This is a genomic window from Brevibacillus antibioticus (genome assembly GCF_005217615.1).
Classification (GTDB): domain Bacteria; phylum Bacillota; class Bacilli; order Brevibacillales; family Brevibacillaceae; genus Brevibacillus; species Brevibacillus antibioticus.
The window spans coordinates 2692501-2716905 of record NZ_SZNK01000001.1 but is presented as its reverse complement, the minus strand read 5'-3'; the positions used below and the strand labels follow the sequence as shown (position 1 = coordinate 2716905).

The window sequence follows — 24405 nt, the reverse complement described above, 5'->3', positions numbered from 1 at the left end:
GGGAGGGGGCGGCACGTATGCGGTATGGAATCAAGGAGTGGGTGGATGGACATGTAACCATTACCGTTCGGGGTAAACGGTTTGAGCGGATGCTGAATATGGCCGTACGGGATGGAATTCGAATCTGGAATATTCGCAGGGTAGGAGAAGAGGTGACTCGCTGCGATATTTTGATTCGGGATTATTTTCGTTTGCGGCCGCTTTTAAAAGAGACAGGCTGTCGTAGTCACGTCGAGGGAAGAGACGGGCTACCTTTCTGGCTGCTGCGGTTACGCAGACGTTCTGGATTGGCAATTGGGGTTGCTCTTTTTTTCATCGGATTGTACATGCTCTCCTCTTTTGTTTGGAGTGTTGAAGTAAGCGGGACAAAAATGGTTGATCCGCGACGAGTGATTCAAGCTGCCGAACAAGTGGGGATTAAAGAAGGGGCATGGAAGGTCAAACTAAAAGAACCGTTAGTTTTGCAAAAAGAGCTGTTGAGTCTGCTGCCTGAAGCGTCCTGGGTTGGAATCGAGATTCAAGGGACCAAGGTCATGCTTCAAGTGGTTGAAAAAGAGGCTCCCGTAAAGCCGCTTGCAACAGGTCCACGTCATCTTGTAGCGAAAAAGAGGGCTGTAGTCCATAAAATTCTCCCAGAGGTTGGTCGCAGTCAGGTCGTGAGCAATCAATTGGTAGAAAAAGGCCAAGTGCTCATTTCCGGGATCATTGGGAATGACGCCCGTCAACAAGCCGTATCAGCACGAGGCAAGGTACAAGGGGAAGTGTGGTATATGAGTAACACATCGGTCCCGCTAAAACAAACGGTGCACCGTTTGACGGGAGAAAAGCTGCAGCATCAATACCTGCTCGTAGGCCCCTATGCGGTATACGTGTGGCCATTTGAAAAACAGTCCTTTGCGCAAGCCGAAATGGCAGAACAACGGTTTTTGCCCTCGTATGCGGGATATGCGTCACCACTTGGATGGAAGACAGTAACGTACGCGCAAACAGAACCGGTTCAAACAGAAATGAGTGTAGAGGAAGCGACGGAACTGGCTGAAAAATTCGCCAGGGAGGATATCTTGAAAAAAGCTGGAAAAGATGCGTTCATTCAGGACGAAAAAGTTTTGCACGTCACAACAGAGAATGGTAAAGTTTACGTAAGCATTCATTTTTCCGTCATTGAAGATATTGCCATTGAACAACCTTTCGTTGGGCAGTGAGGGATGGCAAGCAAATGACGCATTGCTGATTACCGTTGCAAGGAGATGGAAGCCTGTTGCACGTACAAGATGAGGTAAGAATCCCGTTTTCAGACGCATCTGAGGCCTTGCTGTTGTTCGGACCACATGACGCGTACCTAACACTGATCGAGCAAAGAAGTTCCGCCAAAATTATGACCCGAGAAGGCGAACTGGTTATTAGCGGGGATAAGCCGGAAGTGGACAAACTGACAGCGTTGATTGAAATTCTGCTACAGTTGATTCGCAGAGGGATTGCCCTGTCCGAGAGAGACATCTCTTATGCGATGTCGTTGATTGAACGGGGAGAAGTTGCCCAACTGCTCGATGTGTATGATGAAGAAGTCGCTCGTACCCAACGTGGCAAAGTAATCAGGGCAAAGACTTTGGGCCAGCGACACTACTTGTCTGCGATCAAGAAGCATGACATTGTGTTTGGAATTGGACCAGCTGGTACCGGAAAAACGTATTTGGCTGTTGTCACAGCAGTAAATGCGTTGAAAAATGGGCGTGTCAAACGGATCGTTCTTACCAGACCAGCCGTAGAAGCGGGGGAGAGCCTTGGATTTTTGCCAGGTGATTTGCAGGAAAAGGTAGACCCTTACCTGCGTCCGCTCTATGATGCCTTGTACGACATGCTGGGCAATGAACAAGTCGCCAAAATGATGGAACGTGGACTCATTGAGGTTGCCCCTTTGGCGTACATGCGTGGTCGTACGCTCGAGGATTCCTTCGTCATATTGGATGAAGCCCAGAACACGACTCCTGAGCAAATGAAAATGTTTTTGACCAGGCTTGGCTTTGGTTCCAAAATGGTCATTACGGGTGATGTGACCCAGGTGGATTTGCCAAAAGGCAAGAAATCCGGATTGCGCGAAGCACAGCGCATCTTAAATCCGATTTCCGATGTAGCCTTTATTCATTTCCAAGAGGGAGACGTCGTTCGTCACAGTCTGGTACAAAAAATCATCGCTGCCTATGCCAAGGAAGAAGTAGAACACGGCTATTAATAAATGGCGTCACAAAAAGGAGATCGTTTACCTGTGTTATCTGTAGAAATCCTTCATGAAGAAATCGATGCGATCGATGAGAATTTGCAAAACCTGCTTGTTCGTTGCCTGGAAGCAGCGGCAGCGCTGGAAGACGTACAAGGAGAAGTAGTGGTCACGCTGGTGAACAACGAGCGCATCCACGAGCTGAATCGCGATTATCGTGGTGTTGATCGACCTACGGATGTTCTGTCCTTTGCGATGAACGAGCCGGGTGAAGGAGAAATGGAAATCTTCATTGATGAGGATGAGGCCAGCGAGTTTCCGAATATGCTTGGAGATATCATTATCTCGTTGCCAAAAGCACATGAGCAGGCCGAAGACTATGGCCATTCATTCGAGCGCGAACTCGGGTTTCTCACGGTTCATGGTTTTCTGCACCTTCTGGGCTATGATCATGGAACGCCAGAAGAAGAGAAGGAAATGTTTTCACGTCAAGAAAAGGTGCTGAAACAAATCGGCTTGACGAGGTAGGAGATTACGTTGAAGGAATGGCGACGTTTGACTCGTAGCTTCACCTACGCTCTGCAAGGAATTTCCTATACCGTACGGACACAGCGAAACATGCAAATCCACGTAGCCGCAGCCGTTTTGGTGCTGGCGGTAGCGTGTTGGCTGCAGATACCCCGCAGCGATGTTTTGCTGGTCCTTTTTTCTATCGGTCTGGTCTTCTCGCTAGAGCTGGTAAATACTTCGATCGAAGCAGTCGTTGATTTAGCTTCCCCGGAATGGCACGCCAAGGCGAAGATTGCCAAAGATGTGGGAGCAGGAGCTGTGCTTGTGGCGGCGATCCTGTCTTTTATCATCGGAGTCCTCGTATTTGGACAGCCACTGTTACAAAAAGTATGGGGATAATTTACCGGACGGGTCATTCTCGTCTCGTTGACCTTTCAGTCTGGTTTCTTCGTGTCCCATTGGACACATTCTGTTGTGAAATGATGGTAAAGATCAATCATATGAGGAATGATGAGTATGGATAAACAATCATTATTAGCACAAGCAATCGAAGCAAGAAAGCTCGCTTATGTACCGTACTCCAAGTTTCAGGTAGGAGCAGCGCTTTTAGCTGAGAGTGGCAAGGTTTATTTGGGAGGTAATATTGAAAATGCAGCGTACTCGCTGTGCAACTGCGCAGAGCGTACGGCTCTTTTTAAAGCGTATTCGGAAGGCGATCGGACGTACAAGGCATTAGCCGTCGCTGCCGATACACCGCAAGCTGTATCACCGTGCGGGGCTTGCCGACAAGTCATCGCGGAGCTGTGCCCGCCGGACATGCCTGTATTTTTGACGAATCTCAAAGGCGACATTTGGGAAACGACAGTATCTGCCCTGCTTCCAGGCGCATTCACCAAGGAGGATTTACGTGGATAATCGCAAGACCAAGCAATCGTTTAAATCGGGCTTTGTTTCCATTGTGGGACGGCCAAATGTTGGAAAATCAACACTGTTGAATCATATTGTAGGACATAAAATCGCCATCATGTCGAATAAGCCGCAAACGACACGCAACAAAATTACGGCTGTTCATACGACAGAAGAGGGTCAAATCATTTTCTTGGATACCCCTGGTATTCATAAGCCGCAGTCCAAACTCGGAAACTACATGGTTTCCGTTGCCGAAAATACATTGAACGAAGTAGACCTTGTTCTGTTTGTTGTCGACGCAACAGAGAAACGCGGAGCCGGGGACGACTACATCATCGAGCGTCTGAAGCAGGTCAAAACGCCAGTATTTTTGGTCATCAACAAAATTGACAAGGTGCACCCGGAAGCACTACTTCCGATTATTGACGATTACCGCAAATTGTATGATTTCAAGCAGATCGTTCCAATCTCTGCGCTAGCAGGAAACAACACAGGATCATTGCAGGAGGCAATTTTGGGTGAAATGGAAGAAGGCCCAATGTATTATCCTGCGGATCAAGTGACGGATCATCCTGAACGCTTTGTTGCAGCCGAGTTGATAAGGGAAAAAGTTCTGCATTTGACGAGAGAAGAAGTACCTCACTCCATCGCTGTTGTGATTGAAGAGATGAAGCGAGGCGAAAATGGTAAAACGCTTTACATATACGCGGCTATTTACGTAGAGCGGGATTCCCAGCGCGGTATTTTGATCGGGCAAAAAGGTCAGATGCTCAAAGAAATCGGTCAACGTGCGCGCAAGGATATCGAGCGACTGATGGGGGACCAAGTATTTTTGGAGCTCTGGATCAAAGTGAAAAAGGATTGGCGCAACCAAGAGCGGATGCTGCGTAACTTCGGTTTCTACGACGAGCAATAATATTCCCAGCGCAATGTGTTAATTTTTCCAAGGCATAGAAAAACGGGCAAAGGTGATTCTAAGAAGGAAGTGGATAGACCCGATATAGGAAAGGATGATGCTCCATGCTTCGTGACTTTTCTTGGAGAGTTTTCGCTTCAACCGGTGACATCCATGCTTACCTTCTCTACCGTGATCACCATCAAACGGATGTTTCCAGCGAGGAAACCTCGTTTGATCTCGCCCAGGAAGAATTGGGTGACACGCAGGCATGCTTGTAAAGTGGGAAGGAATTGTCATTCGCAGTGTGGACTATGGTGAGTCCAGCAAAGTGGTGACATTGTTTACCCGGGAGAACGGCAAATTAGGCGTGATGGCCCGTGGTGCCAAAAAGACCAAAAGCCGCATTGCCGCCGTCTCCCAGCTGTTTTCGCATAGTTATTATCTATGCAAGGCAGGACCCGGTACGGGAATGCCGGATCTCTCACAGGGAGATATGCTGGATTCGTTCCGGGATATGCGGCAAAGCCTGACTGCTACGGCTTATGCCGCATACATAGCAGAACTTTTGGATCGACTGACGCAGGAAAAAGAGCCGAATCCCTACTTGTTTCAGCTACTCCTCCATACGTTCCGTTATTTGGATGAAGGACGAGATGCTGAGATCCTGTGTCGAATTTTTGAGACCAAGATGCTAATTGTAGCGGGGATCTCCCCGCAGCTCACGGCGTGTGTAAACTGTGGCGAACAACGCGAGCCCTATGCAATCAGTGTGGGACAGGGCGGCCTGTTGTGCCCAGTTTGCCAGCCTTCCGATCCGTATGCCATGGCTGTTACACCCTCTACCTGGAAGCTGTTACGGCTGTTCCAGGTATTTGATTTGGAGCGGCTTGGTGACATTGAAGTAAAACCGGCTACACGCAACCAGCTCAAGCATGTGCTGCGTAGCTTCATGGACGAGTATCTGGATCTCAGGCTGAAAAGTCGAGCATTTCTGGAACAGCTTGAGCGAATGGAAAGAATGACGCAATCAGATGCGGACTAATTGACATACGAATTTGTTTTCGTTATGATAAGAACCAAACTTGTATACCGAATGTTGCCGTGAAGGAAAAGAGTAGTCAGCTACTGGTTGTGAATAGCGAATCGGGGATAGTGGAAGCCCGGTCACCATGCTGATGAAGGGCGTTCTGGAGCAATTTAATTGTAAGGTGGGCGAAGAAGTCATTCGCCAAGTAGGGTGGAACCGCGAGAATCCTCTCGTCCCTACACTGTCGCATCTGGCAGTGTAGAGGCGGGAGGTTTTTTTAGTTTCGACTTAAAGCCAAGTTCGAATAATTTTAGAGGAGGAAAAAGCATGAAAATGACATTTCAAGACATCATTTTGACGCTGCAAAACTTTTGGGCAAAGCAAAACTGTCTTATTGTCCAGCCGTATGACGTTGAAAAAGGGGCAGGTACGCTAAACCCAATGACCTTCCTTCGTTCCATTGGACCTGAGCCGTGGAATGTGGCATATGTAGAGCCTTCCCGTCGCCCGGCTGACGGACGCTATGGGGAAAACCCGAACCGTTTGTATCAGCATCACCAGTTCCAAGTGATCATGAAGCCATCGCCCGACAACATTCAGGAGCTGTACCTGGAGAGCTTGCGCGAACTCGGAATCGAGCCACTGGAGCATGATATCCGATTTGTAGAGGACAACTGGGAGCACCCTGGTCTCGGAGCATGGGGCTTAGGCTGGGAAGTTTGGCTGGACGGAATGGAGATCACACAGTTCACATACTTCCAGCAAGTGGGCGGTTTGGAATGTAAACCAGTGGCAGTCGAGCTGACTTATGGACTGGAGCGTTTGGCTTCCTATATTCAGGAAAAAGAAAATGTGTTCGATCTGGAATGGTGCAACGGGTATACGTACGGAGATGTATTCCTGCAACCAGAATACGAGCATTCCAAATACACATTCGAGCTGTCAGATGTCGACATGCTGTTCTCTCTCTACAATACGTATGAGGCAGAAGCAAAAAGACTAATGGCGGAGCGACTGGTTTACCCGGCGTATGACTACGTACTGAAATGCTCTCACACCTTCAACTTGCTTGATGCGCGTGGAGCCATCAGTGTGACGGAGCGTACTGGCTATATCGCTCGTGTACGCAATCTGTCTCGTGAAGTAGCACAAACCTACTATAAAGAGCGTGAACGCCTCGGTTTCCCGCTTTTGCAAAAAGGCAACGCAAACACTGCGGATCAAGTGAATCAGGTGAAGGGAGAGGATACAAATGAGTAAGCGCGATCTACTTGTAGAGGTTGGTTTGGAAGAAATGCCTGCTCGTTTTGTCGCACAAGCAGCGGCACAATTCAAAGAAAAAGTAGAAAAGTGGCTGACTGCTGAGCGAGTGCCGTTTGATCAAATTACGGCATTGGAGACACCTCGTCGTTTTGCTCTGTTGATCGATGGATTAGCAGAAAAGCAGCCTGACCGCAATGATGAAGCGAAAGGTCCTGCACGAAAAATCGCACAAGATGAAGCGGGGAACTGGTCCAAGGCAGCACTCGGATTTGCACGAAGCAACAATGTTGAGCCTGACCAACTGTATTATAAAGAAGTAAACGGGATCGAGTATGTTCATGCTCGCAAATCCGAAGCGGGAAAACCGACTACCGAGCTGTTGCCGCAACTGGCTGAAGTGATCACCGGTATGAGCTTCCCGAAAAATATGCGTTGGGGCGCGCGCGATTTGAAATACGTTCGTCCGATTCGTTGGATGGTTGCTTTGTTCGGCGACGAATTGATCGATCTGGAGATTGCAGGCGTAAAAAGCGGACGTGTTTCTCGTGGACACCGCTTCTTGGGAACAGAGGTTACGTTGAATCACCCAAGCGAATACGTGAGCAAGCTGGATAGTCAGTATGTCATGGTGAATCCCGACGAGCGCAGAGCAGCTATCGTAGAACAAATTCATCGCTTGGAGAAAGAAAATGGCTGGACAATTCCAATGGACGAAGGACTTCTGGATGAGGTAGTCCATCTGGTAGAATATCCAACCGCTCTTTACGGTACGTTCGAGCAAGAATTCCTTTCCATTCCACGCGAGGTTTTGGTTACCTCCATGCGTGAGCACCAGCGTTATTTCCCTGTTGAAAACGCACAGGGTCAATTGCTGAATCATTTTGTGACCGTGCGTAACGGAGACAGTCGCGCTCTGGAAAACGTAGCGAAAGGGAATGAGAAAGTTCTTCGCGCACGCCTGTCTGATGCTCGTTTCTTCTATGTAGAAGACCAAAAGCTGTCCATTGAGAGCTGCCTGAAGCGTTTGGAGACAATCGTTTACCATGAAGAGCTGGGAACAATCGGTGATAAAGTTCGCCGTGTACGCAAAACAGCTGCTCAAATTGCAAGCAAGCTTACTGTGAGCGCGGAAGAGACGAAACAAGTAGACCGCATTGCAGAAATCGCAAAATTTGACCTCGTTACTAACATGGTAGGTGAATTCCCTGAACTGCAAGGGATTATGGGTGAGGATTACGCGCGTAAAGCGGGTGAGTCGGACCTCGTTGCAAGTGGCGTATTCGAGCATTACCTCCCGCGTTTTGCAGGGGACAAAATGCCTGCTTCCGCCCAAGGTGCTATTGTCAGTCTGGCTGACAAGATGGACACAATCGTAGGCTGCTTCTCGATTGGGATTGTGCCTACTGGCTCTCAGGACCCGTATGGTCTGCGCCGTATGGCAGCGGGGATTGTTACGATTTTGGTGGAGCGCGACTGGCAAATTTCTCTTGCTGACCTGTGGAATGCCGCACTGGAAGGCTATGTCGCACAAGGAGTAAACAAGAGAGCGGCAGAAGACGTGAAAAAAGATCTCGTAGACTTCTTCGCACTCCGTCTGAAAAACGTCTTGCAGGATCATGGCGTTCGTTACGATGTCATCGACGCTGTTCTTGCTACCGACCTGACACTGGTTCCAGAGGTGCTGGCAAAAGCAAAAGCATTGATGGGAGCGGTACAATCAGAAGAATTCAAGCTGATTGTGGAGCAGTTTAACCGGGTGAACAATCTGGCACAAAAAGCGGAAGCAGACCAAGTCAGCGAAGCTCTGTTCGCAGAAGATGTGGAACGTGCCTTGTATCAGGCATTCCAAGCTGTTCAGAAGGATGTAGAAGGTCTGAAGGATCAAGAGAAGGTACTCGCAACCTTGTCAACCTTGCGCCAGCCGATCAACGCATTCTTTGATAAAGTCATGGTGATGGCAGAAGATCAGGCAGTTCGTGCGAATCGTCTGGGCCTTCTCTTGCAGCTTTCTCGTGTGCTATACCGCTATGCAGATTTTTCCAAAATTGTTTTTGCGTAAACAAAATAAAACCGGTGCCTTCGTCTGAAAATCAGGCGGGGGCACCTTTTTTCCCCGTGAAAGAAGGAATATCCCGTCGAATAGAGTAATACTAGGAAGAGGTAAAGACAGAACCGGGGTGATTGGTCATCGAGCTTACCAAACGACAAGAGCACATCTTACAGATAGTGAAGGATGACGGACCGATAACAGGAGAGCATATCGCAGAGCGACTGAATTTGACTCGCGCGACGCTGCGCCCTGATTTGTCCATCCTCACGATGTCAGGATATCTAGAAGCCAGACCTCGGGTCGGGTATTTTTATTCCGGCAGACCCGCAAGCTCAGTCATAAGTGAACGGCTTCACAAGCTTCTCGTCAATGACTACAAGGCCGTACCGATCGTGGTTTCCGAATCCGCCTCGGCTTACGACGCCATCGTTACCCTCTTTTTGGAGGATGTTGGCACGTTATTCGTTGTTAATCAAAAAGGATACTTGGCTGGCGTGATCTCACGAAAAGACCTCCTGCGGGCTTCTTTAGGTAATAAGACGCTGGAGGATGTGCCAGTCAGCATTATCATGTCTAGGATGCCGAATATCATTACATGCGCACCTGATGAGACCTTGTACGCAGCCGCCAAAAAGCTGATTGATTTTCAAATCGATTCTCTGCCTGTCGTAAGGCCTAGCGAGGAGGATCCGAAGCAAATGGAGCTGTTGGGGCGCGTCACCAAGACGACGATCGCGAAAGCATTTGTAGAATTGGGCAGCGAACCGAAAGTGTAGGAGGAGAAGCGATGCAAGGTAATCAGCAAGGACAGCTCATCTATGTAGTCTCAGACTCCATCGGCGAAACGGCCGAACTTGTCGTTCGCGCAGGAGCTAGTCAGTTTGATCGTTTTTTGTTTGATGTACAAAAGTATCCGTATATAGAAGACAAGGAATCGATTGACGAAATCATTGCTTCGGCAAAAGAATCGCGGGCAATGATCGTATTTACTCTGGTCATTCCGGAGTTGAATGCGTATATTACAAAACAAGCTGCTCTTCACGGAATTCCGGCTCTTGATGTTATGGGGCCTTTGATGAATACATTGCAGGGCATGTTAAAAGAGCCACCAACTGGAAAACCGGGCTTGGTACGCCGACTGGATGAGGAGTATTTCCGGAAAGTAGACGCCATCGAGTTTGCTGTCAAATACGACGATGGTCGGGACCCACGCGGCCTGTTGCGTGCTGATGTGGTTTTGATCGGCGTTTCGCGTACTTCCAAGACGCCTCTTTCCATGTATTTGGCTAACAAACGACTTAAGGTTGCCAATGTTCCGCTTGTCCCGGAGGTAGAGCCACCAGAAGAATTGTTCCAACTGCCAATAGAACGGTGCATTGGGCTTACCATTAATCCGGAGCAACTGAACGGCATTCGGACAGAGCGTCTGAAGGCCCTGGGATTGACTGCACAAGCAAATTACGCGAATCTCGAACGGATTGCCGAAGAACTGGCTTATTCCAAGCGCATTATTGAGCGCCTCGGATGTACCGTTATCGATGTATCCAACAAGGCAGTAGAGGAAACGGCGAACATCATTTTGGAGATGATTCGAAAAAATAATCTCCGAACTGAAAGGAAATAGGCCGAAAGAAGGATTTTGACGTTTTTTGTAGAAAATCAATTATCCGAGGTACTTATCTTAGGTGAGTTTCTTAGCGTTTATTGCACGTAGAAATGTGGAAAAGTAGAAAAGAAGAAAAGAAGTTTGATGCAAAGAAGGAAATTGACGAATTTTGACGAACTAAATATTCTCACGTGCGATTCTCCTTATAAAGGTGGAAAGACATGACTGGTCCCACTTCAGATGAATTTGTAAATCAAGTGCGTGCCGCTGTCGACATCGTAGACGTTGTAGGAGAGTACGTTCAACTGAGAAAAAGCGGTCGTGCCTTTCTCGGTCTATGTCCGTTTCACTCTGAAAAGAGCCCTTCCTTCAACGTAAATGCAGAGCGACAGTTTTTTCATTGCTTTGGCTGTGGAGCAGGTGGGGATATCTTTTCCTTTTTAATGAAACTGGAGCAATTGACTTTTCCAGAGGCACTGCACAAATTGGCGGAGCGTGCCGGGATAGCTGTGCCCCAGCCGCAGCAAGTAGAGGAATCACCTGAAAAACGGATGAAACATGCGATGCAGGAAGCGCATACGTTCGTTTCACGCCTCTACCACTACGTGCTTACGAAAACCCCTTATGGCGCAGAAGCGATGAAGTATCTCGCAAAGCGCGGAATGTCTGAGGCGACAATAGCCGAATACCAAATCGGATTCGCTCCAGATTCCTGGGATTTCGTGACGCAGCAGTTGACAAAGCGGGGATTTTCACAGGAATTGATGGTGGAAGCAGGGCTTTTGGCCAGAAGTGATGCAGGAAAAATCTTTGATCGCTTTCGAGGTCGTATCATGTTTCCGATCCAAGATTCCCAAGGTAACGTCATCGGATTTGGTGGGCGCTTACTGCAAGGATCGAAGCCTAATTCCAACCAAAAGTCTCAACCCAAGTATCTGAATAGCCCGGAAAGCCTTTTGTTCAACAAAAGTGCTACGCTGTTTAATCTTCATCGTGCGCGCCCCATTATCAGAAAGAGAAAAGAGGCGCTATTGTTTGAAGGATATGTCGATGTCATATCGGCAGGGCAGGCGGGTTTTATGCAAGGCATTGCCACTTTGGGAACAGCCTTGACGGAGCAGCAGGCCAGAATTCTTCGTCGCAATACAGAGTCAGTCGTACTCTGTTATGACGGAGATGCTGCAGGACAAGAAGCAACGAGCAAAGCGATTCACGTTTTGCAGCAAGCCGGTTTGATCGTTCGAGTAGCTCCACTTCCACAAGGAGTGGACCCGGATGATTACATCCGCCAGCATGGGGCTGAAGCATTTTCCCAGCAGGTATTGTTACAGGCGATGCCAATTACGGCTTTCCGTCTGAAACATTTACGCAGTCAGTTCGTAATAAAAGATGAGACGGACAAAGCTCGCTTAATTGCGAAGGCGGTCGAGATCATCAACGAGCTCAGCAGCCCGGTTGAACGGGACATGTACCAGCGGCAATTGGCTGAAGAATACTCCCTTACTCTCGGAGATCTCAAATGGGAATCCAAACGCGCCTACAATCAGCAAAAAAGTGAGCGCCAAAGGGATAAAGTGACGCCAGCATGGAATAATAGTATAAATAATGGCAAAGTTACGCTCGCGAAAACACTGCCACCCGCTTATCACACGGCTGAGCGCATGCTGCTTTACTACATGATGCGGAACGAAGAAATAGCTGCCCGCGTCCAACAGGAATGTAGCGCCCACTTTCAGGTGGATGAACACGATGCGCTGGCTGCCTACCTGTACGCCTACTATGCAGAGGGAAACCCGGAAGACCCTGGAAAGTTTATACATTACGTGCAAGACGATTTGTTAAAGCAATTAGCCTCGGGATTGGCCATGATGGAGTGCAACAACGACGTATCTGAATTAGAGATCGGTGACTACATCAAACAAGTGAATAACTACCCGAAGCGTGCCGAGTTGGAACGATTGCGCGATGAGCAGCGGAGCTTACACCTCCAAGCGGCCGCAGCGGACAGCGAGGATGCGCGCAAACAACTTGAACTTCAAGCAGCCGTTACAGGGATGAAGATTCTTGAATTGGAAAATGCTTTAAAAGAAGGGTAGCTTCAGATCATTCCCGGGGAAGGAGGGAAAGTAGATGAACAAACAAAATATCACTTCCGACATGGAAGCAACGTCCATCGAACAAGTGAAGGAACAGCTGGTCGAATTAGGTAAGAAACGTGGCGCACTGTCGTATAAGGAGATTACTGCTCGCCTGGCAGGTTTCGAACAGGATTCTGATCAAATGGATGAGTTTTTTGAATATCTTGGTGATCAAGGCATTGAGATTAACAACAATGAGAATGAAGATGACGACGATGAAGTCGATCAAATGATCATCAAGGACGAGGACAACGAAGAATTTGATTATGACGATCTCTCCGTTCCGCCTGGAATTAAGATCAATGACCCTGTACGGATGTATCTGAAGGAAATTGGTCGAGTTCCTCTGCTCTCCGCAGAAGAGGAGATTAAACTGGCACAGCGAATTGAACAAGGTGATGAGGAAGCCAAAAGACGTTTGGCTGAGGCGAACTTGCGATTGGTTGTATCGATTGCGAAGCGTTATGTAGGACGTGGGATGCTATTCCTCGACTTGATTCAAGAAGGGAACATGGGTCTGATTAAAGCGGTGGAAAAGTTTGACTATCGCAAAGGCTACAAGTTCAGTACGTATGCGACCTGGTGGATTCGCCAAGCGATTACCCGTGCCATTGCAGACCAGGCTAGAACGATCCGAATTCCGGTTCATATGGTGGAAACGATTAATAAATTAATTCGCGTTTCCCGTCAGCTTTTGCAAGAGCTAGGTCGTGAACCTATGCCAGAAGAAATCGCTGAAAAAATGGATCTCACTCCGGAAAAAGTTCGGGAAATCATGAAGATTGCTCAAGAACCAGTATCCCTGGAGACTCCAATTGGGGAAGAAGACGACTCCCATTTAGGTGATTTCATTGAGGATCAGGATGCATTGGAGCCATCTGATGCAGCTGCCTATGAACTTTTGAAAGAACAGTTGGAAGACGTTTTGGATACATTAACAGACCGGGAAGAAAATGTACTGCGTCTGCGTTTTGGTTTAGATGACGGTCGTACACGGACGTTAGAAGAAGTAGGCAAAGTGTTTGGCGTAACGCGTGAACGGATTCGTCAGATCGAAGCAAAAGCTCTTCGCAAATTGCGTCATCCGAGTAGAAGTAAACGCTTAAAAGATTTCTTGGAATAACCGATATAAGAAGTATGTGGCCTACGTTAGCGACGTAGGCTTTTCTTGTTCATGAAGTAAACACTTTTTGTCGTAGTTAGGAGGGGCCGCGTTGGACGACCAGCGCAAGCGAACGATCATCGCCGAAATTGAAAACTGGCGGCGCAACCATTTGCTGCCTGAACATTACTGCATCTTCTTGTTAAATCTGTATACAGAAGGGGATCGGCCAAATACACCGGCGTCCGCAGGCGGGAATGAGCGAATGGGAACGGCACCGGGTGTGCTGTCAGGAAAAGTCAATTCAACATCATCTGTCACAAATACATATGCACCTAGAACTGTCTCTCCAGTGACGGGGAAAATGGTAGTGGCATGGCTCCTTGGTGCCTTTGTCATTGCTGGTTTGATCTTACTTGCTTTTCATTTTAACCGTTTTCAAACCCCAATGCAAATTGCCATCTTTGCCTGTTTTGCTCTGGTTTTCTATATTCTGGGACTGGTTTATCGAAAATCGGCTCCGCCATTGACGCATTTATTCCTGGCTTTGTCTTTTGTGATCTTGATCGCGGGAGGCGTTTATTGTATTCAAAAATTGGATGGAAGCTTGCCGTTTGTCCTGTTTTATTTAGGCTTCGTTTGCATGCTATTGTGCATCAGTGCAATAGTTTTCGGCTATGCTTATTTGCTCTATGCAGGGTTACTGGGTTTGGCCATCTTGTATGGTATTACAACCGTTCAGCGGGTAGAGATGGACTATACATGGTGGACATCGGAGTTGTACTGGGTACCGCTTGCGTGTTTGCTCACAGGAATGGGCTTCTTGATGAATAAGGCCAATGCGAAATGGGCGGGAGTATTTGCTGTATGTGGACTTGCCTTTTTCTTTGGTGCAGAGATACAGGCTTTGTATATTCCAGCGGCGAAGCGGGATATGATTCAATTGCTGTTGTTCATTAAGGTGTTCATCGCGTCAACTTTGTTTTTCTTCACGCGTGGATATTGGTACGCGTGGTTGCGGCTCTAAGACTCTGCCTGACTTCTCGTGTTCCTCTCGCTGCTTATCTGGTACAATTTCAGAAGAGCGCGAACGGGGTGAATAGATGAACAACAAGTGGAAAGTATTAGTCGGTATTTTGCTGGCGGCTTTTTTTCTGGGTACAGAAACAGTAGCCAAGTTTATGGGTGTAAATACATACAGCAGGATTCATAGCTGCATCTGTATCTTTTTTGGGAGCGATTTTATTAGGAGCACGCCGATCATAGGCGTGTTTTTTTTGAAAAATTACCACATGAATCCAAAATCGTGGTGTATAATGGTAAGAGTATTCTGAACAAACGCTCAGTCAAAACAGTGTGTTTCTTGATAGTTCTTTATTAAAGCGTTTTCAAGGGGGCAACGATTATGAACTTCGATTTGACTTCCGAACAACAAATGTTGAAAAGAATGATTCGCGAATTCGCTGATGAGGTAGTGGCACCAGGAGCAGATGAACGCGATCAAACGAAACAATTTCCTGTCGAAATATTCAAGCAGATGAGCGAACTGAACTTGATGGGTCTTCCCTTCTCTGAGAAATACGGGGGTGCGGGAGCTGATTCCACGAGTTTTGCGATCGTTGTAGAAGAGCTTAGTCGTGTATGTGGTTCTACAGGTATCACGTATTCGGCGCATATCTCGTTAGGTGGCGCTCCACTGGCTTTGTTTGGAACGGAAGAGCAAAAGATGAACTATTTAAGCAAAATCTGTTCTGGCGAGAGCTTTGGGGCGTTTGGCTTGACGGAACCGAATGCAGGGTCTGACGCAGGTGGTACGAGGACGAATGCGGTCCTTGCAGACGGGGAGTGGACGATTAACGGCTCCAAATGCTTCATTACCAATGCCTCCTATGCTTCGTTTCTCGCCTTGTCGGCTGTGACTGACAAAGAGCAGGGCTCACGCGGTATTACTGCTTTTATCGTTCCTACAGATGCACCTGGTTTTCAGGTGCTGGCGAACTATGAAAAGCTCGGCTTGCACAGCTCCAATACGACCGAGCTCGTTCTTGAAAATGTCCGCGTACCAGAGGAAAACGTCCTTGGAAAGCGGGGCGAAGGCTTCAAGCAGTTCCTCATTACACTTGATGGTGGGAGAATTGGGATCGGAGCTATGGCAGTAGGAATAGCACAGGCCGCCTACGACAAGGCGCTACAATACTCCAAGCAGCGTACGGCTTTTGGTAATTCCTTGAGTCATTTTCAAGCGATCCAGCACAAGCTGGCGGATATGGCGATGCAAATAGAGTTGGCGAGAACGATGGTGTATAAAGCAGCGTGGCTGAAGGATCATGGTCGCAAATTTACGAAAGAAGCAGCAATGGCAAAATTATATGCTTCGGAGATTGCCATGTCTGCTACTCATCAGGCTATTCAGATTCACGGTGGCTATGGTTATATGCGGGAGTATCAAGTAGAACGATTTTTCCGCGATGCCCGACTGTTAGAGATCGGCGAAGGTACTTCAGAGATTTTACGTAATATCATCGCAAGAGAAATCGGTTGCTAGCCTTTCCGTGTTTGACAACGAAAGAGCATGACTGCCAGCGTAAACTGACAGCCATGGCTCTTTTTATTTTTTACTTTTTATTGATCGCCAGATTGTACAGTTGGGAATCCAAAACCACTAGCGATATCGTCCCCTACAGCAGCGTTTGAGCCACCTTTGATGTCATTACCTTTCGCACGTTTTTGCAATTCTACGCGAACATCTTGAGGGCTCCAAGATGGATTGGATGCCCAGATTTTTGCAGCCAAACCAGAAATGTGCGGTGTTGCCATGGAGGTTCCGCTGATAGAATTATAGCCTCCGTTATTCCATGTAGACTGAATAGCGCGTCCTGGTGCTGATACTTCCACATCGCGCTCTTGAATCACGTAGTCTCCCGCTTGCCCGCTCTTGCCACGAGAAGAGAAGTCAGCCACGCGGAAGGTCCCGTTTTGCTGAACATTCTCTAACGCTGCTACGGCTACTGTATTCACTAATGCTCCAGGGTAGCCAATGCTATTTGCTGTCGGTCCAGAGTTACCAGCCGCAGCGACGACTAATACATCTTTTTGGTTTGCATAAGTGATGGCACTTTCCATAAGGGTACTCTTACTGCTAGAGCCAAGGGACATAGAGATGATCGTTTTTACGCCTAATTGAGCGGACTGGTCAGCAGCGTAACGAATGGCATAGGCAATGTCATCTTCATAGCCGGAGCCTGAGTCATCCAATACTTTATATGCCCATAGCTTTGCATCTGGTGCTACGCCATAAATACCTGCACCGCTGCCGCCGTTAGCGAGGACAGTTCCAGCGACGTGTGTTCCATGACCATGCGCATCATTGCAAGCTCCGGTAACAACAGGAGAAGAAGCTTGCGAGAAATCGTTGCACTGCTCTGCGTTAGCGGTTAGGTCCGCGTGCTGCGTATATACGCCAGTATCCAGGACTGCAACACGAACATCTGAACCGCCAGTCGTAGCGGAGAGGGACTGGTTCTTGTAGATGGCTTTAATTCCCCACGGAACGACTGCCGCAGGAGAGAACTCTGGCTCACTTGCTTGATCTTCTTCTATATACTCAGCGATCTTTAATTTTTTCAAAACGGTAATTTTTACGTTGGGATCGCTTTTCAGTTGGTTAAGTTGATCGCTATTTAGATCGAGGGTAAAGCCTTCTTCTCCAAAATCATGGCGTACTTCCAGAGGTTCAGCAAAATAACCGGTTCTCACATCCGAATCTGACTGAATTAATACCCGTGCAGTACCTGATCCACTGAATTCGTTGGTTGACTCATTACTAGCTGCCCCTACGCCTGTGAAGACACTCATCACTAGCGCCGAAGAGAGTAATCCCATTGCCCACCACTTGCCGGTTCTTTTTTTCAAACTGTTCTCCTCCTTAAAGATATTTAGTTTGTGTAGTTCATGATGTGTATGGCGTTAATATACATATCTGTAAAAAAGTTGTAAATAATTATTTATTAAAATAAAGTTCACAATTTAGTAAAAATTAAATTGAATTATATAAAATGCCATTAAACCAACGCCGCATTTAAAAACTTTACTTGTTATTCTGAACATTACATCCAACCAAATGGCCACCCATAAAGCCTCCTGACTATCACCCAAGAGTCCCCTTCGTTGCATTGCTTATTCTTGGTGCAACAGCGAGGATTTTGTCGTTCTTTGCTAATCATCTGTTATGGAATTAGCATTTCGCAATTGCTGCCAAATAGGGTAGAATAGAGGCAACGGAAGGTGAATATACAGATGACATCAGTATCAATATCCAAGCGGCTACAAACAATTGCCCGCTATTGTCCAGAAGGAGCCCGCGTCGCCGACATCGGGTCGGATCATGCGTTGTTGGCTTCTTATTTGCTTGTAAAAGGAATTGCTTCTTTCGTAATCGCAGGTGAATTGAATGAAGGGCCTTTTCAAGCGGCACAAAAACAAATACATACATTGCAGGTAAAGGATCGCGCTTCGGTGCGTAAAGGAAACGGGCTCGCGGTATTACATCCTGGCGAAGCAGATGTGATCTGCATTGCGGGGATGGGCGGACAATTGATCGTTTCCATTTTGGAAGCAGGAAAAGACAAACTGGAAGGTGTGCAACGCCTGATTCTGCAACCAAACGTAGGGGAAGAAGCAGTTCGCCTGTGGATGATAGAGAATGGTTGGCAGTTAATCGCAGAGTCCATTTTGCAAGAAGACGGCGTGATCTATGAGATTCTCGTCGCAGAACGAGGCAATCCTACCGTGCCTTATGAGGGCAAAGATCGCACACAGGAGGAGCTCCTGCGCATTGGTCCATTTCTTTGGGAGAACAAATCTGAGGTTTTACAAGAGAAGTGGCTGCATGAGCAAGAAAAATGGCAAAAGGTCATCATTCAATTAAAGCGTTCGGACAAGCCGGAAGCAGCAGAACGAATTAAAGAAATCGAAGCAGAAGTAAAATGGATCGATGAGGTGATCGCATGCATGCGCACGGACAAACAGTAATCCAGTATGTAGAACGTCTGGCGCCAAAATCGTTGGCGATGGAAGGCGACAAGATTGGCCTTCATGTAGGCACCTTGCAAAAAAAGGTAAAAAAAGTAATGATCGCACTAGACGTGCTGGAATCTGTGGTGGATGAAGCAATTGCAGAGGGTGTAGACCTGATTGTGGCTCACCATGCCGTCATTTATCGACCGCTCAAACACCTCCGGACAGATCTCGCCGCAGGACGCGTGTTCGAAAAGCTGATCAAGCACGACATTGCAGTATATACAGCTCATACCAATTTGGATGTTGCGTATGGGGGAATGAACGATTGGCTTGCAGAAGCGGTTGGACTCACTGATGTAGATGTACTGGATGTTCTTTCGCGGGAGGCTTGGAAGAAGCTCGTCGTATTCGTGCCCGCTACCCATAAGGAAGCGGTATTTTCCGCACTTGCTGAAGCGGGTGCAGGGCATGTAGGCAACTATAGCCACTGTTCTTTTCAGACAGAAGGCACTGGAACCTTTTTACCAGGGGAAGGAACGAATCCCCATATCGGTTCGACAGGCCAATTGGAAAAAGCAGAGGAAGTTCGCATCGAGATGATTGTTCCAGTCTCAAGGCAATCGGCTGTGGTCAAAGCAATGCTTGCTGCCCATCCCTACGAAGAAGTCGCCTATGACATCATTCCTTTGGAGCAGTCCGGTACTGCATACGGAATTGGGCGTATTGGCACTCTGCCTGCACCACTGTCGCTGCGTGAGTTTGCTTTGCTCGTCAAAGAACGGTTTTCCCTCCATGGCCTTCGCGTAGTTGGTGACTTGGATGCAACGGTCAAAAAAGTAGCGGTAGTAGGTGGAGACGGCAGCTCTTTTGTTTCCAAAGCCATTTTTAAAGGCGCAGATGTTTATTTAACCGGAGACATTGGGTATCACACCGCACACGATGCGCAAGCAGAAGGCTTGTCGATCGTAGATGCTGGTCACAATATCGAAAAAATCATGAAGGAAAAACTAGCAGCCATCTTGCTTGAACAATTGCAGGCAAATGGTTACGAAACAGAGGTTATTTCTTCGCGCGTGCACACAGATCCGTTCCAATTTGTTTAAGACGTAGCAGGACCAACCTTTGTTGCCTGCCAGATGAAGTGTAGGAGGATTTTATGTGCAAAAACTAATCCGGACGATTTCTTGTGGATTACTGACAGTAAGCTTACTCACCCCCGGCGTCGCATCAGCGGCTGGGGGCTTATTGCCATACAATGACATCAACAAGCACTGGGCGAGAAAAGCAATCATTCAAGGTGTGCAGCTTGGGTTGTTTGAGGCTGGTCCAAATGTTTCGAAGTTTTACCCAAATCGTGATATGACACGTGCGGAATTTCTCGTCATGGTCGATCGTCTTTATAAAGGTGGGCAATACCAGATCTATCCGCTTACTTTCTTATCCGAGCATTCGGAGTGGGCGCGGGCAGAAGGTTTTCAGGAACCGTATTTGCCGTATAAAGATGTTGATCGCTTGACGTGGATGTACAAACCAACGTTGCGCATCTCCACGATCTTGGATAGACTGTACGGTCCAAATGCGATTCAGTATATTTTTCCTGGTGAAACGATGAAGCCAAATCAGCCGATTACCAACGAAGAAGCTGCTAAGATATTGCAAATGTTCACCATGTCTCCAGATAGTAAAAACGCTTGGGAAGAAGTGCATTCCTGGGGATGGCTAGAGGGAGAAAAAACGGATCGGGTGAAGCGGGGAGATGCTGCAGTCGCAGCTGATCGCATGGTGCATTATTTCCTACAGGATGGAATCATGCCCTTGTTGGATTACGACGGGAAAAAGTTCCCGATGGTCCCGGATGTCGATGACGTATTGCCTCTATTCGCCACCTATACAGATCACAAAACAACAGAAGAACAAATTTATGTAGATGCGGCTGTCGCTATTCGCAGTAGAAATGATAGTGAAGAGACATTTGAACAGTTACGCAAGCTGGCGGATTCCTCCTTCCCCAATCAAGTCGGTGTTCACTATCTATTGAGCTGGAATTCTGAAACACCGATTGAAACCAATTTGGAGGAAGCTTTTCTTGCTATCGACGCTTACTTCGAAGACAAAATCATTCTGCCGGACACACTCGGGCTATTGAGTGCCAATGTGTACGATATTTCTTTGCAGCTAGGGAATAAGGATCAAAGCCAATACAAAAAAGTGCTCGACCGACTCAGTGCATATGAACAAAAAGTGAAGCAAGATTCCAAAGAGTGGGAATCACTCGCCATGTATATGGGGGCACTGGAGATCAGGAGTGGTCAGGTAGACCTGGCGTTGGCACGTTACCAGCGATTTGCCGACAAGAGTCCGGAAGCATTGTTGAATACTTCCTATTATTATTTGCAGGAAGGGCGTATGCAGGAAGCTGAAGAAGTTCTTGCTACGATGAAACCGAAATCGTCAGACAGCAGAATGAATCAGCTGCACAAAATGTTGCGTCAAGAGTTGGCCTCTTTAAAAGATCAGCCAGCTATTATTTCTGATTTGGGATACTCATTGCGCCATTTGGACAATGCCGATACCTATCAAGTAAAGGGTGAAGCAGTGTTGAGTGGATTGACGTTCTCATACACGCAGGATATTAACAAGGCAAAACAAATAAGCAGAATATCCGGCTTTTATCAATCTCCGCAAAAACTAGTATCAGACAAGCTGCTCACCTATACAGATGGGAAAACAAACACGCAATACTCGTACGATACGGATCGGCAAACATGGGACAAGAATAGAACGGATAAAGTTGACTTTTTGCATGAGTGGGTTGGTGCTATCAAGGTAGCTGATCGTGCTAAGGAGCTTCATGCGCGTTACTACAAACAATCATACGGGAAGTACGACGTCATTACGGAGTGGATTCCGGGCGCTATGCTGGTAGAGAAATCAACGAAGGTTACACTCGGGCACGGAAAAGTGAAAGAGGTTCCCTTGTTCATGAACAAGTATTACATTGATCGAGCTAGCGACCAAATTGTCAAACATACGTGGCGTTATGAAGAAATTTATGAGGGCGACGGATATGTAGCCTATTCGGGTACCGACCATTACGACTTTACAAGCAATGTTTCATTCTCGATACCTGATGATGTTCGAAAAGGGGTGGCACCATGAAGCGAATTAGTCAATGGGCAGTAGCAACTGTCCTGCTACTCACAACTGTTCTTCCCGTGCAAGCGGCAGAGTATCCTTATGAGGAAACAGAAGAAGTGTTCCTCTACGTCATGGAGAGCCACCTGAGCAAACCGGCAGCCAAGCAATTGGTAAAAGGTGCTCTAGAGTTTGTCAGTGAGCAGGCTAATCAGAAAAAACAGCTTCAGTTCAAAGTTTCAGAAGAAGATGACACCTGGGACGAGTTGGAATTGAGACTTGCAGAATGGCAGAAGAATGGCGGGTTTGATACGCCGACGATGAACACTTGGGCGATTGATGGAATGCTCTCCACGCTCAATGACCCGCACAGCGTATTTTTTACCCAAGATGAATTGCGTTTGTTCCAATCTGACGTTGAGAATCAATTTGTTGGATTTGGCTTTCGTCTGAGGCGGCAAAATGATCATATTATCATCCGTGAAATCGTTCCGAATTCTCCAGCAGCAGCATCTTCCTTGCAACGAGGCGATCAATTGATCAAAGTCAATGAGACTTCGATGGTCGGAAAGACTTTTGAAGAAGCGTATGCTTATTTGAAGGGCAACGAAGGGACGGAGGGCGTTCTTACTGTATATCGTCCATCTGACAAACAGGAGCACCAAGTAAAGCTGAAGCGTGCCTCCATGACCTTGCCGGAAGCGGAAGGGCAGATGTTTACGAAAGGCGCGATTGGCTATATCAGTCTTGAAACATTCGGATCAGAAGGAGCCTTCCAGGTAAGAGATAAGCTCGCAGAACTTTCCCGTGTGCAAAAACCTTTGTCCGGACTGGTGTTAGACCTGCGGGATAATGGCGGAGGGTACTTGTCCACAGCGCGGGACATCGCGAGCCTCTTCATGGAAGAAGGCTTGCTCATGTATACCACGAATCGCAATGGAGTAGAGGTAGAGACGTGGGTAAGAAATGGGCAGGATATCGGCATTCCAGTGCGGATTTTGGTAAACGGCGGAACAGCTTCTGCATCGGAGCTGTTGTCAGGTGCGCTGCGTGATCATGGCATCGCCAAGCTTGTGGGTACCAAAACATTTGGAAAAGGGAGTGCCCAACAAGTTATTCCGTTGGCGGACGGTGACGCACTCAAGCTTACGCTCAATGAATATTTTACGCCTAAGCATACCGTCGTGAATCACGTAGGGCTTCAACCGGATATGGTTGTGGAGGATTATGGAGCACAAGTAGTAGAAGCTCTCCATTCCTTGAAGGTCAATACGTGGGAACTGAGTGACGCAGAGGGCGACACGGTCATCAATGGAATTCCTTTCCCTACGGTAGATCCTCTCTTTAAACAAACGCCTCAAGGGCTACAAATCCGAGCTGCTGTACTTTCGCATTTGTTGGGTGATTCGTCCATAGGAGAAAAAGATTATGTGGTACTTGCTCCGTATTTGAAGAATTACCCTGCACTCAAACTGCAAACGAAAAATGGTGTCAACATCATCACATTTACATCGTGAGCATGGTCCCCTTTCGCTTTTGGCGAGCAGGGGCTTTTTCTTTTTCAGGTGGCGTATAATCGGTAATGGAAAGTCGAACACTATCAGGTGCGACTATGACTATTACGACGAGAGGGGTGGCAGTCAGATGAAAAAGGTCATACTTTTCCTAATCGACTCCATGATGCCTGATGTTCTGGAGCGATGCATTGCTGCCAAAAAAGCACCGGCGCTTCGGTTTTTCATGGAGCATAGCCAGTACATACCAGATTGTGTGACCGTTTTTCCTACGATGACGGCTTCGATAGATTGCTCCCTCATTACGGGAGTTTACCCCGATCAGCACAAGGTACCGGGGTTAGTTTGGTATGATGCAGAGCAGAAACAGATCGTGAATTATATTAACGGGGCTGCTTCTATCCGGAAAATAGGAATTTCGAGGTGTGCCGGAAATGTCCTTTTTGATTTGAATGAACGCCATATGAGCAAGGATGTCAAAACCATTCATGAGGTGCTGGAAGAAAACAATCTCGTATCCGGTTCCATCAATGTTATCGCCCATCGAGGACATAAGCAGCATAAGATGAAAATGCCAGCCTTGCTTGATACAATTACATCTTTTTCTCTGCGCGAAAAGGTAAGTGGTCCAACGATCATGAGTATGGGGACGCTGGTGAGCCCGGCGTTATTTCGAACGGTCCAGTGGGATTTCTCCCAATCCGCTTTGGAAGGCTATGGAATTAATGATACGTATGCAATCGATGTTATGATTGAGGTGATACGCAGCGGTCAGCAGCCACATTTTACGCTGGTCTATCTGCCAGAGAATGATCATAAACTCCACAATTCCCCGGAGGACGCCGTACAGCACTTGGCAGATGTGGACAAGCAATTGGTCCGTTTGCTGGATAGCTTCTCATCATGGGAGCAAATGCTGGAGAGAAACGTATGCATTTTGATTAGTGATCATGGACAAACCGTTATCGGGTCAAGTGAAGACCACAATATTCCGTTGAATCATCTCCTGGCGAATTTTT

At 47.5% G+C, this 24405-nt stretch carries 22 protein-coding genes and 1 other annotated feature (1 of these 23 only partly in view); of the genes, 21 read left to right on the top strand and 1 reads right to left on the bottom strand.

The annotated features are described in order from the left end of the window. Positions 1-17: 17 nt before the first annotated feature. The 16 genes from yqfD (at position 18) to E8L90_RS12465 (ending at position 16263) form a co-directional block, all read left to right on the top strand. A complete protein-coding gene (gene yqfD, locus E8L90_RS12540) occupies positions 18-1202 on the top strand; it encodes a sporulation protein YqfD (RefSeq protein WP_137029683.1) in 1185 nt (394 codons plus the stop codon). 56 nt (positions 1203-1258) lie between these two features. After that, positions 1259-2230, top strand: coding sequence for a PhoH family protein (locus E8L90_RS12535; protein WP_137029682.1), 972 nt, complete (start codon positions 1259-1261; stop codon positions 2228-2230). 33 nt (positions 2231-2263) lie between these two features. Further along, positions 2264-2743 carry an rRNA maturation RNase YbeY gene (gene ybeY, locus E8L90_RS12530; RefSeq protein ID WP_137029681.1) on the top strand — a complete coding sequence of 160 codons (480 nt, stop codon included), beginning with the start codon at positions 2264-2266 and terminating at the stop codon, positions 2741-2743. Between the two features lie 9 nt (positions 2744-2752). Then, on the top strand, positions 2753-3124 hold the full coding sequence (locus E8L90_RS12525) for a diacylglycerol kinase family protein (protein ID WP_137029680.1): 372 nt from the start codon (positions 2753-2755) through the stop codon (positions 3122-3124). 117 nt (positions 3125-3241) lie between these two features. Next, positions 3242-3640 (top strand): cytidine deaminase, encoded by a 399-nt coding sequence (locus E8L90_RS12520; RefSeq protein WP_064202895.1) that lies wholly within the window; start codon positions 3242-3244, stop codon positions 3638-3640. After that, positions 3633-4550 (top strand): GTPase Era, encoded by a 918-nt coding sequence (era, locus tag E8L90_RS12515; protein ID WP_137029679.1) that lies wholly within the window; start codon positions 3633-3635, stop codon positions 4548-4550. The genes E8L90_RS12520 and era overlap by 8 nt, the downstream gene beginning before the upstream one ends. 104 nt (positions 4551-4654) lie before the next feature. Beyond that, positions 4655-4810, top strand: coding sequence for a YqzL family protein (locus E8L90_RS12510; RefSeq protein ID WP_012685773.1), 156 nt, complete (start codon positions 4655-4657; stop codon positions 4808-4810). Further along, positions 4801-5574, top strand: a complete 774-nt coding sequence (recO, locus tag E8L90_RS12505) for a DNA repair protein RecO (RefSeq protein ID WP_137029678.1) — start codon at positions 4801-4803, stop codon at positions 5572-5574. The genes E8L90_RS12510 and recO overlap by 10 nt, the downstream gene beginning before the upstream one ends. A gap of 50 nt (positions 5575-5624) precedes the next feature. Further along, positions 5625-5800, top strand: a binding site (T-box leader). A gap of 86 nt (positions 5801-5886) precedes the next feature. After that, a complete protein-coding gene (glyQ, locus tag E8L90_RS12500) occupies positions 5887-6819 on the top strand; it encodes a glycine--tRNA ligase subunit alpha (protein ID WP_137029677.1) in 933 nt (310 codons plus the stop codon). Then, positions 6812-8881 carry a glycine--tRNA ligase subunit beta gene (gene glyS / locus E8L90_RS12495; RefSeq protein ID WP_137029676.1) on the top strand — a complete coding sequence of 690 codons (2070 nt, stop codon included), beginning with the start codon at positions 6812-6814 and terminating at the stop codon, positions 8879-8881. The genes glyQ and glyS overlap by 8 nt, the downstream gene beginning before the upstream one ends. A 122-nt stretch (positions 8882-9003) precedes the next feature. Next, positions 9004-9648: a transcriptional regulator CcpN gene (ccpN, locus tag E8L90_RS12490; RefSeq protein ID WP_137029675.1), complete on the top strand. Its 645-nt coding sequence runs from the start codon at positions 9004-9006 to the stop codon at positions 9646-9648. Positions 9649-9659: 11 nt separating this feature from the next. Beyond that, complete coding sequence (locus tag E8L90_RS12485) at positions 9660-10496, top strand: pyruvate, water dikinase regulatory protein (RefSeq protein WP_137029674.1); 837 nt, start codon at positions 9660-9662, stop codon at positions 10494-10496. Positions 10497-10699: 203 nt separating this feature from the next. Continuing rightward, complete coding sequence (gene dnaG / locus E8L90_RS12480) at positions 10700-12574, top strand: DNA primase (RefSeq protein WP_137029673.1); 1875 nt, start codon at positions 10700-10702, stop codon at positions 12572-12574. A gap of 34 nt (positions 12575-12608) precedes the next feature. Further along, positions 12609-13739 (top strand): RNA polymerase sigma factor RpoD, encoded by a 1131-nt coding sequence (gene rpoD, locus E8L90_RS12475; protein ID WP_007727582.1) that lies wholly within the window; start codon positions 12609-12611, stop codon positions 13737-13739. A 91-nt stretch (positions 13740-13830) separates the two neighbouring features. Further along, the gene (locus E8L90_RS12470) at positions 13831-14745 is read left to right on the top strand and encodes a hypothetical protein (protein ID WP_137029672.1); all 915 of its coding nucleotides are present in this window, start codon (positions 13831-13833) and stop codon (positions 14743-14745) included. 378 nt (positions 14746-15123) lie between these two features. Then, positions 15124-16263: an acyl-CoA dehydrogenase family protein gene (locus E8L90_RS12465; RefSeq protein ID WP_137029671.1), complete on the top strand. Its 1140-nt coding sequence runs from the start codon at positions 15124-15126 to the stop codon at positions 16261-16263. Between the two features lie 77 nt (positions 16264-16340). Here E8L90_RS12465 and E8L90_RS12460 read toward each other — a convergent pair whose 3' ends face one another. Then, on the bottom strand, positions 16341-17630 hold the full coding sequence (locus E8L90_RS12460; protein WP_137029670.1) for a S8 family peptidase: 1290 nt from the start codon (positions 17628-17630) through the stop codon (positions 16341-16343). 384 nt (positions 17631-18014) lie between these two features. Between E8L90_RS12460 and E8L90_RS12455 the strand changes: the two genes are divergently transcribed. The 5 genes from E8L90_RS12455 to E8L90_RS12435 form a co-directional block, all read left to right on the top strand. After that, positions 18015-18749, top strand: a complete 735-nt coding sequence (locus tag E8L90_RS12455) for a tRNA (adenine(22)-N(1))-methyltransferase (protein ID WP_137029669.1) — start codon at positions 18015-18017, stop codon at positions 18747-18749. Continuing rightward, a complete protein-coding gene (locus E8L90_RS12450) occupies positions 18725-19840 on the top strand; it encodes a Nif3-like dinuclear metal center hexameric protein (protein WP_137029668.1) in 1116 nt (371 codons plus the stop codon). Before E8L90_RS12455 ends, E8L90_RS12450 begins: the two co-directional genes overlap by 25 nt. Before the next feature lie 55 nt (positions 19841-19895). Continuing rightward, entirely contained in the window at positions 19896-21896 is a 2001-nt protein-coding gene (locus tag E8L90_RS12445; RefSeq protein WP_137029667.1) for an S-layer homology domain-containing protein, read from the top strand. Then, a complete protein-coding gene (locus E8L90_RS12440; RefSeq protein WP_137029666.1) occupies positions 21893-23389 on the top strand; it encodes a S41 family peptidase in 1497 nt (498 codons plus the stop codon). The genes E8L90_RS12445 and E8L90_RS12440 overlap by 4 nt, the downstream gene beginning before the upstream one ends. A gap of 127 nt (positions 23390-23516) precedes the next feature. Beyond that, positions 23517-24405: the 5' portion of an alkaline phosphatase family protein gene (locus tag E8L90_RS12435; protein WP_167497599.1), read on the top strand. It continues 596 nt past the right edge of the window; the window shows 889 of its 1485 coding nt (coding positions 1-889); its start codon is at positions 23517-23519; its stop codon lies beyond the right edge, outside the window.

Excerpts from the sequence above, each read along its gene's own strand:
- E8L90_RS12510 (WP_012685773.1), top strand. The coding sequence starts at position 4,655 with ATGCTTCGTGACTTTTCTTGGAGAGTTTTCGCTTCAACCGGTGACATC.
- E8L90_RS12440 (WP_137029666.1), top strand. The coding sequence starts at position 21,893 with ATGAAGCGAATTAGTCAATGGGCAGTAGCAACTGTCCTGCTACTCACA.
- glyQ (WP_137029677.1), top strand. The coding sequence starts at position 5,887 with ATGAAAATGACATTTCAAGACATCATTTTGACGCTGCAAAACTTTTGG.
- E8L90_RS12520 (WP_064202895.1), top strand. The coding sequence starts at position 3,242 with ATGGATAAACAATCATTATTAGCACAAGCAATCGAAGCAAGAAAGCTC.
- E8L90_RS12450 (WP_137029668.1), top strand. The coding sequence starts at position 18,725 with ATGCATGCGCACGGACAAACAGTAATCCAGTATGTAGAACGTCTGGCG.
- E8L90_RS12465 (WP_137029671.1), top strand. The coding sequence starts at position 15,124 with ATGAACTTCGATTTGACTTCCGAACAACAAATGTTGAAAAGAATGATT.
- E8L90_RS12455 (WP_137029669.1), top strand. The coding sequence starts at position 18,015 with ATGACATCAGTATCAATATCCAAGCGGCTACAAACAATTGCCCGCTAT.
- yqfD (WP_137029683.1), top strand. The coding sequence starts at position 18 with ATGCGGTATGGAATCAAGGAGTGGGTGGATGGACATGTAACCATTACC.
- glyS (WP_137029676.1), top strand. The coding sequence starts at position 6,812 with ATGAGTAAGCGCGATCTACTTGTAGAGGTTGGTTTGGAAGAAATGCCT.
- rpoD (WP_007727582.1), top strand. The coding sequence starts at position 12,609 with ATGAACAAACAAAATATCACTTCCGACATGGAAGCAACGTCCATCGAA.
- dnaG (WP_137029673.1), top strand. The coding sequence starts at position 10,700 with ATGACTGGTCCCACTTCAGATGAATTTGTAAATCAAGTGCGTGCCGCT.
- recO (WP_137029678.1), top strand. The coding sequence starts at position 4,801 with ATGCTTGTAAAGTGGGAAGGAATTGTCATTCGCAGTGTGGACTATGGT.
- E8L90_RS12485 (WP_137029674.1), top strand. The coding sequence starts at position 9,660 with ATGCAAGGTAATCAGCAAGGACAGCTCATCTATGTAGTCTCAGACTCC.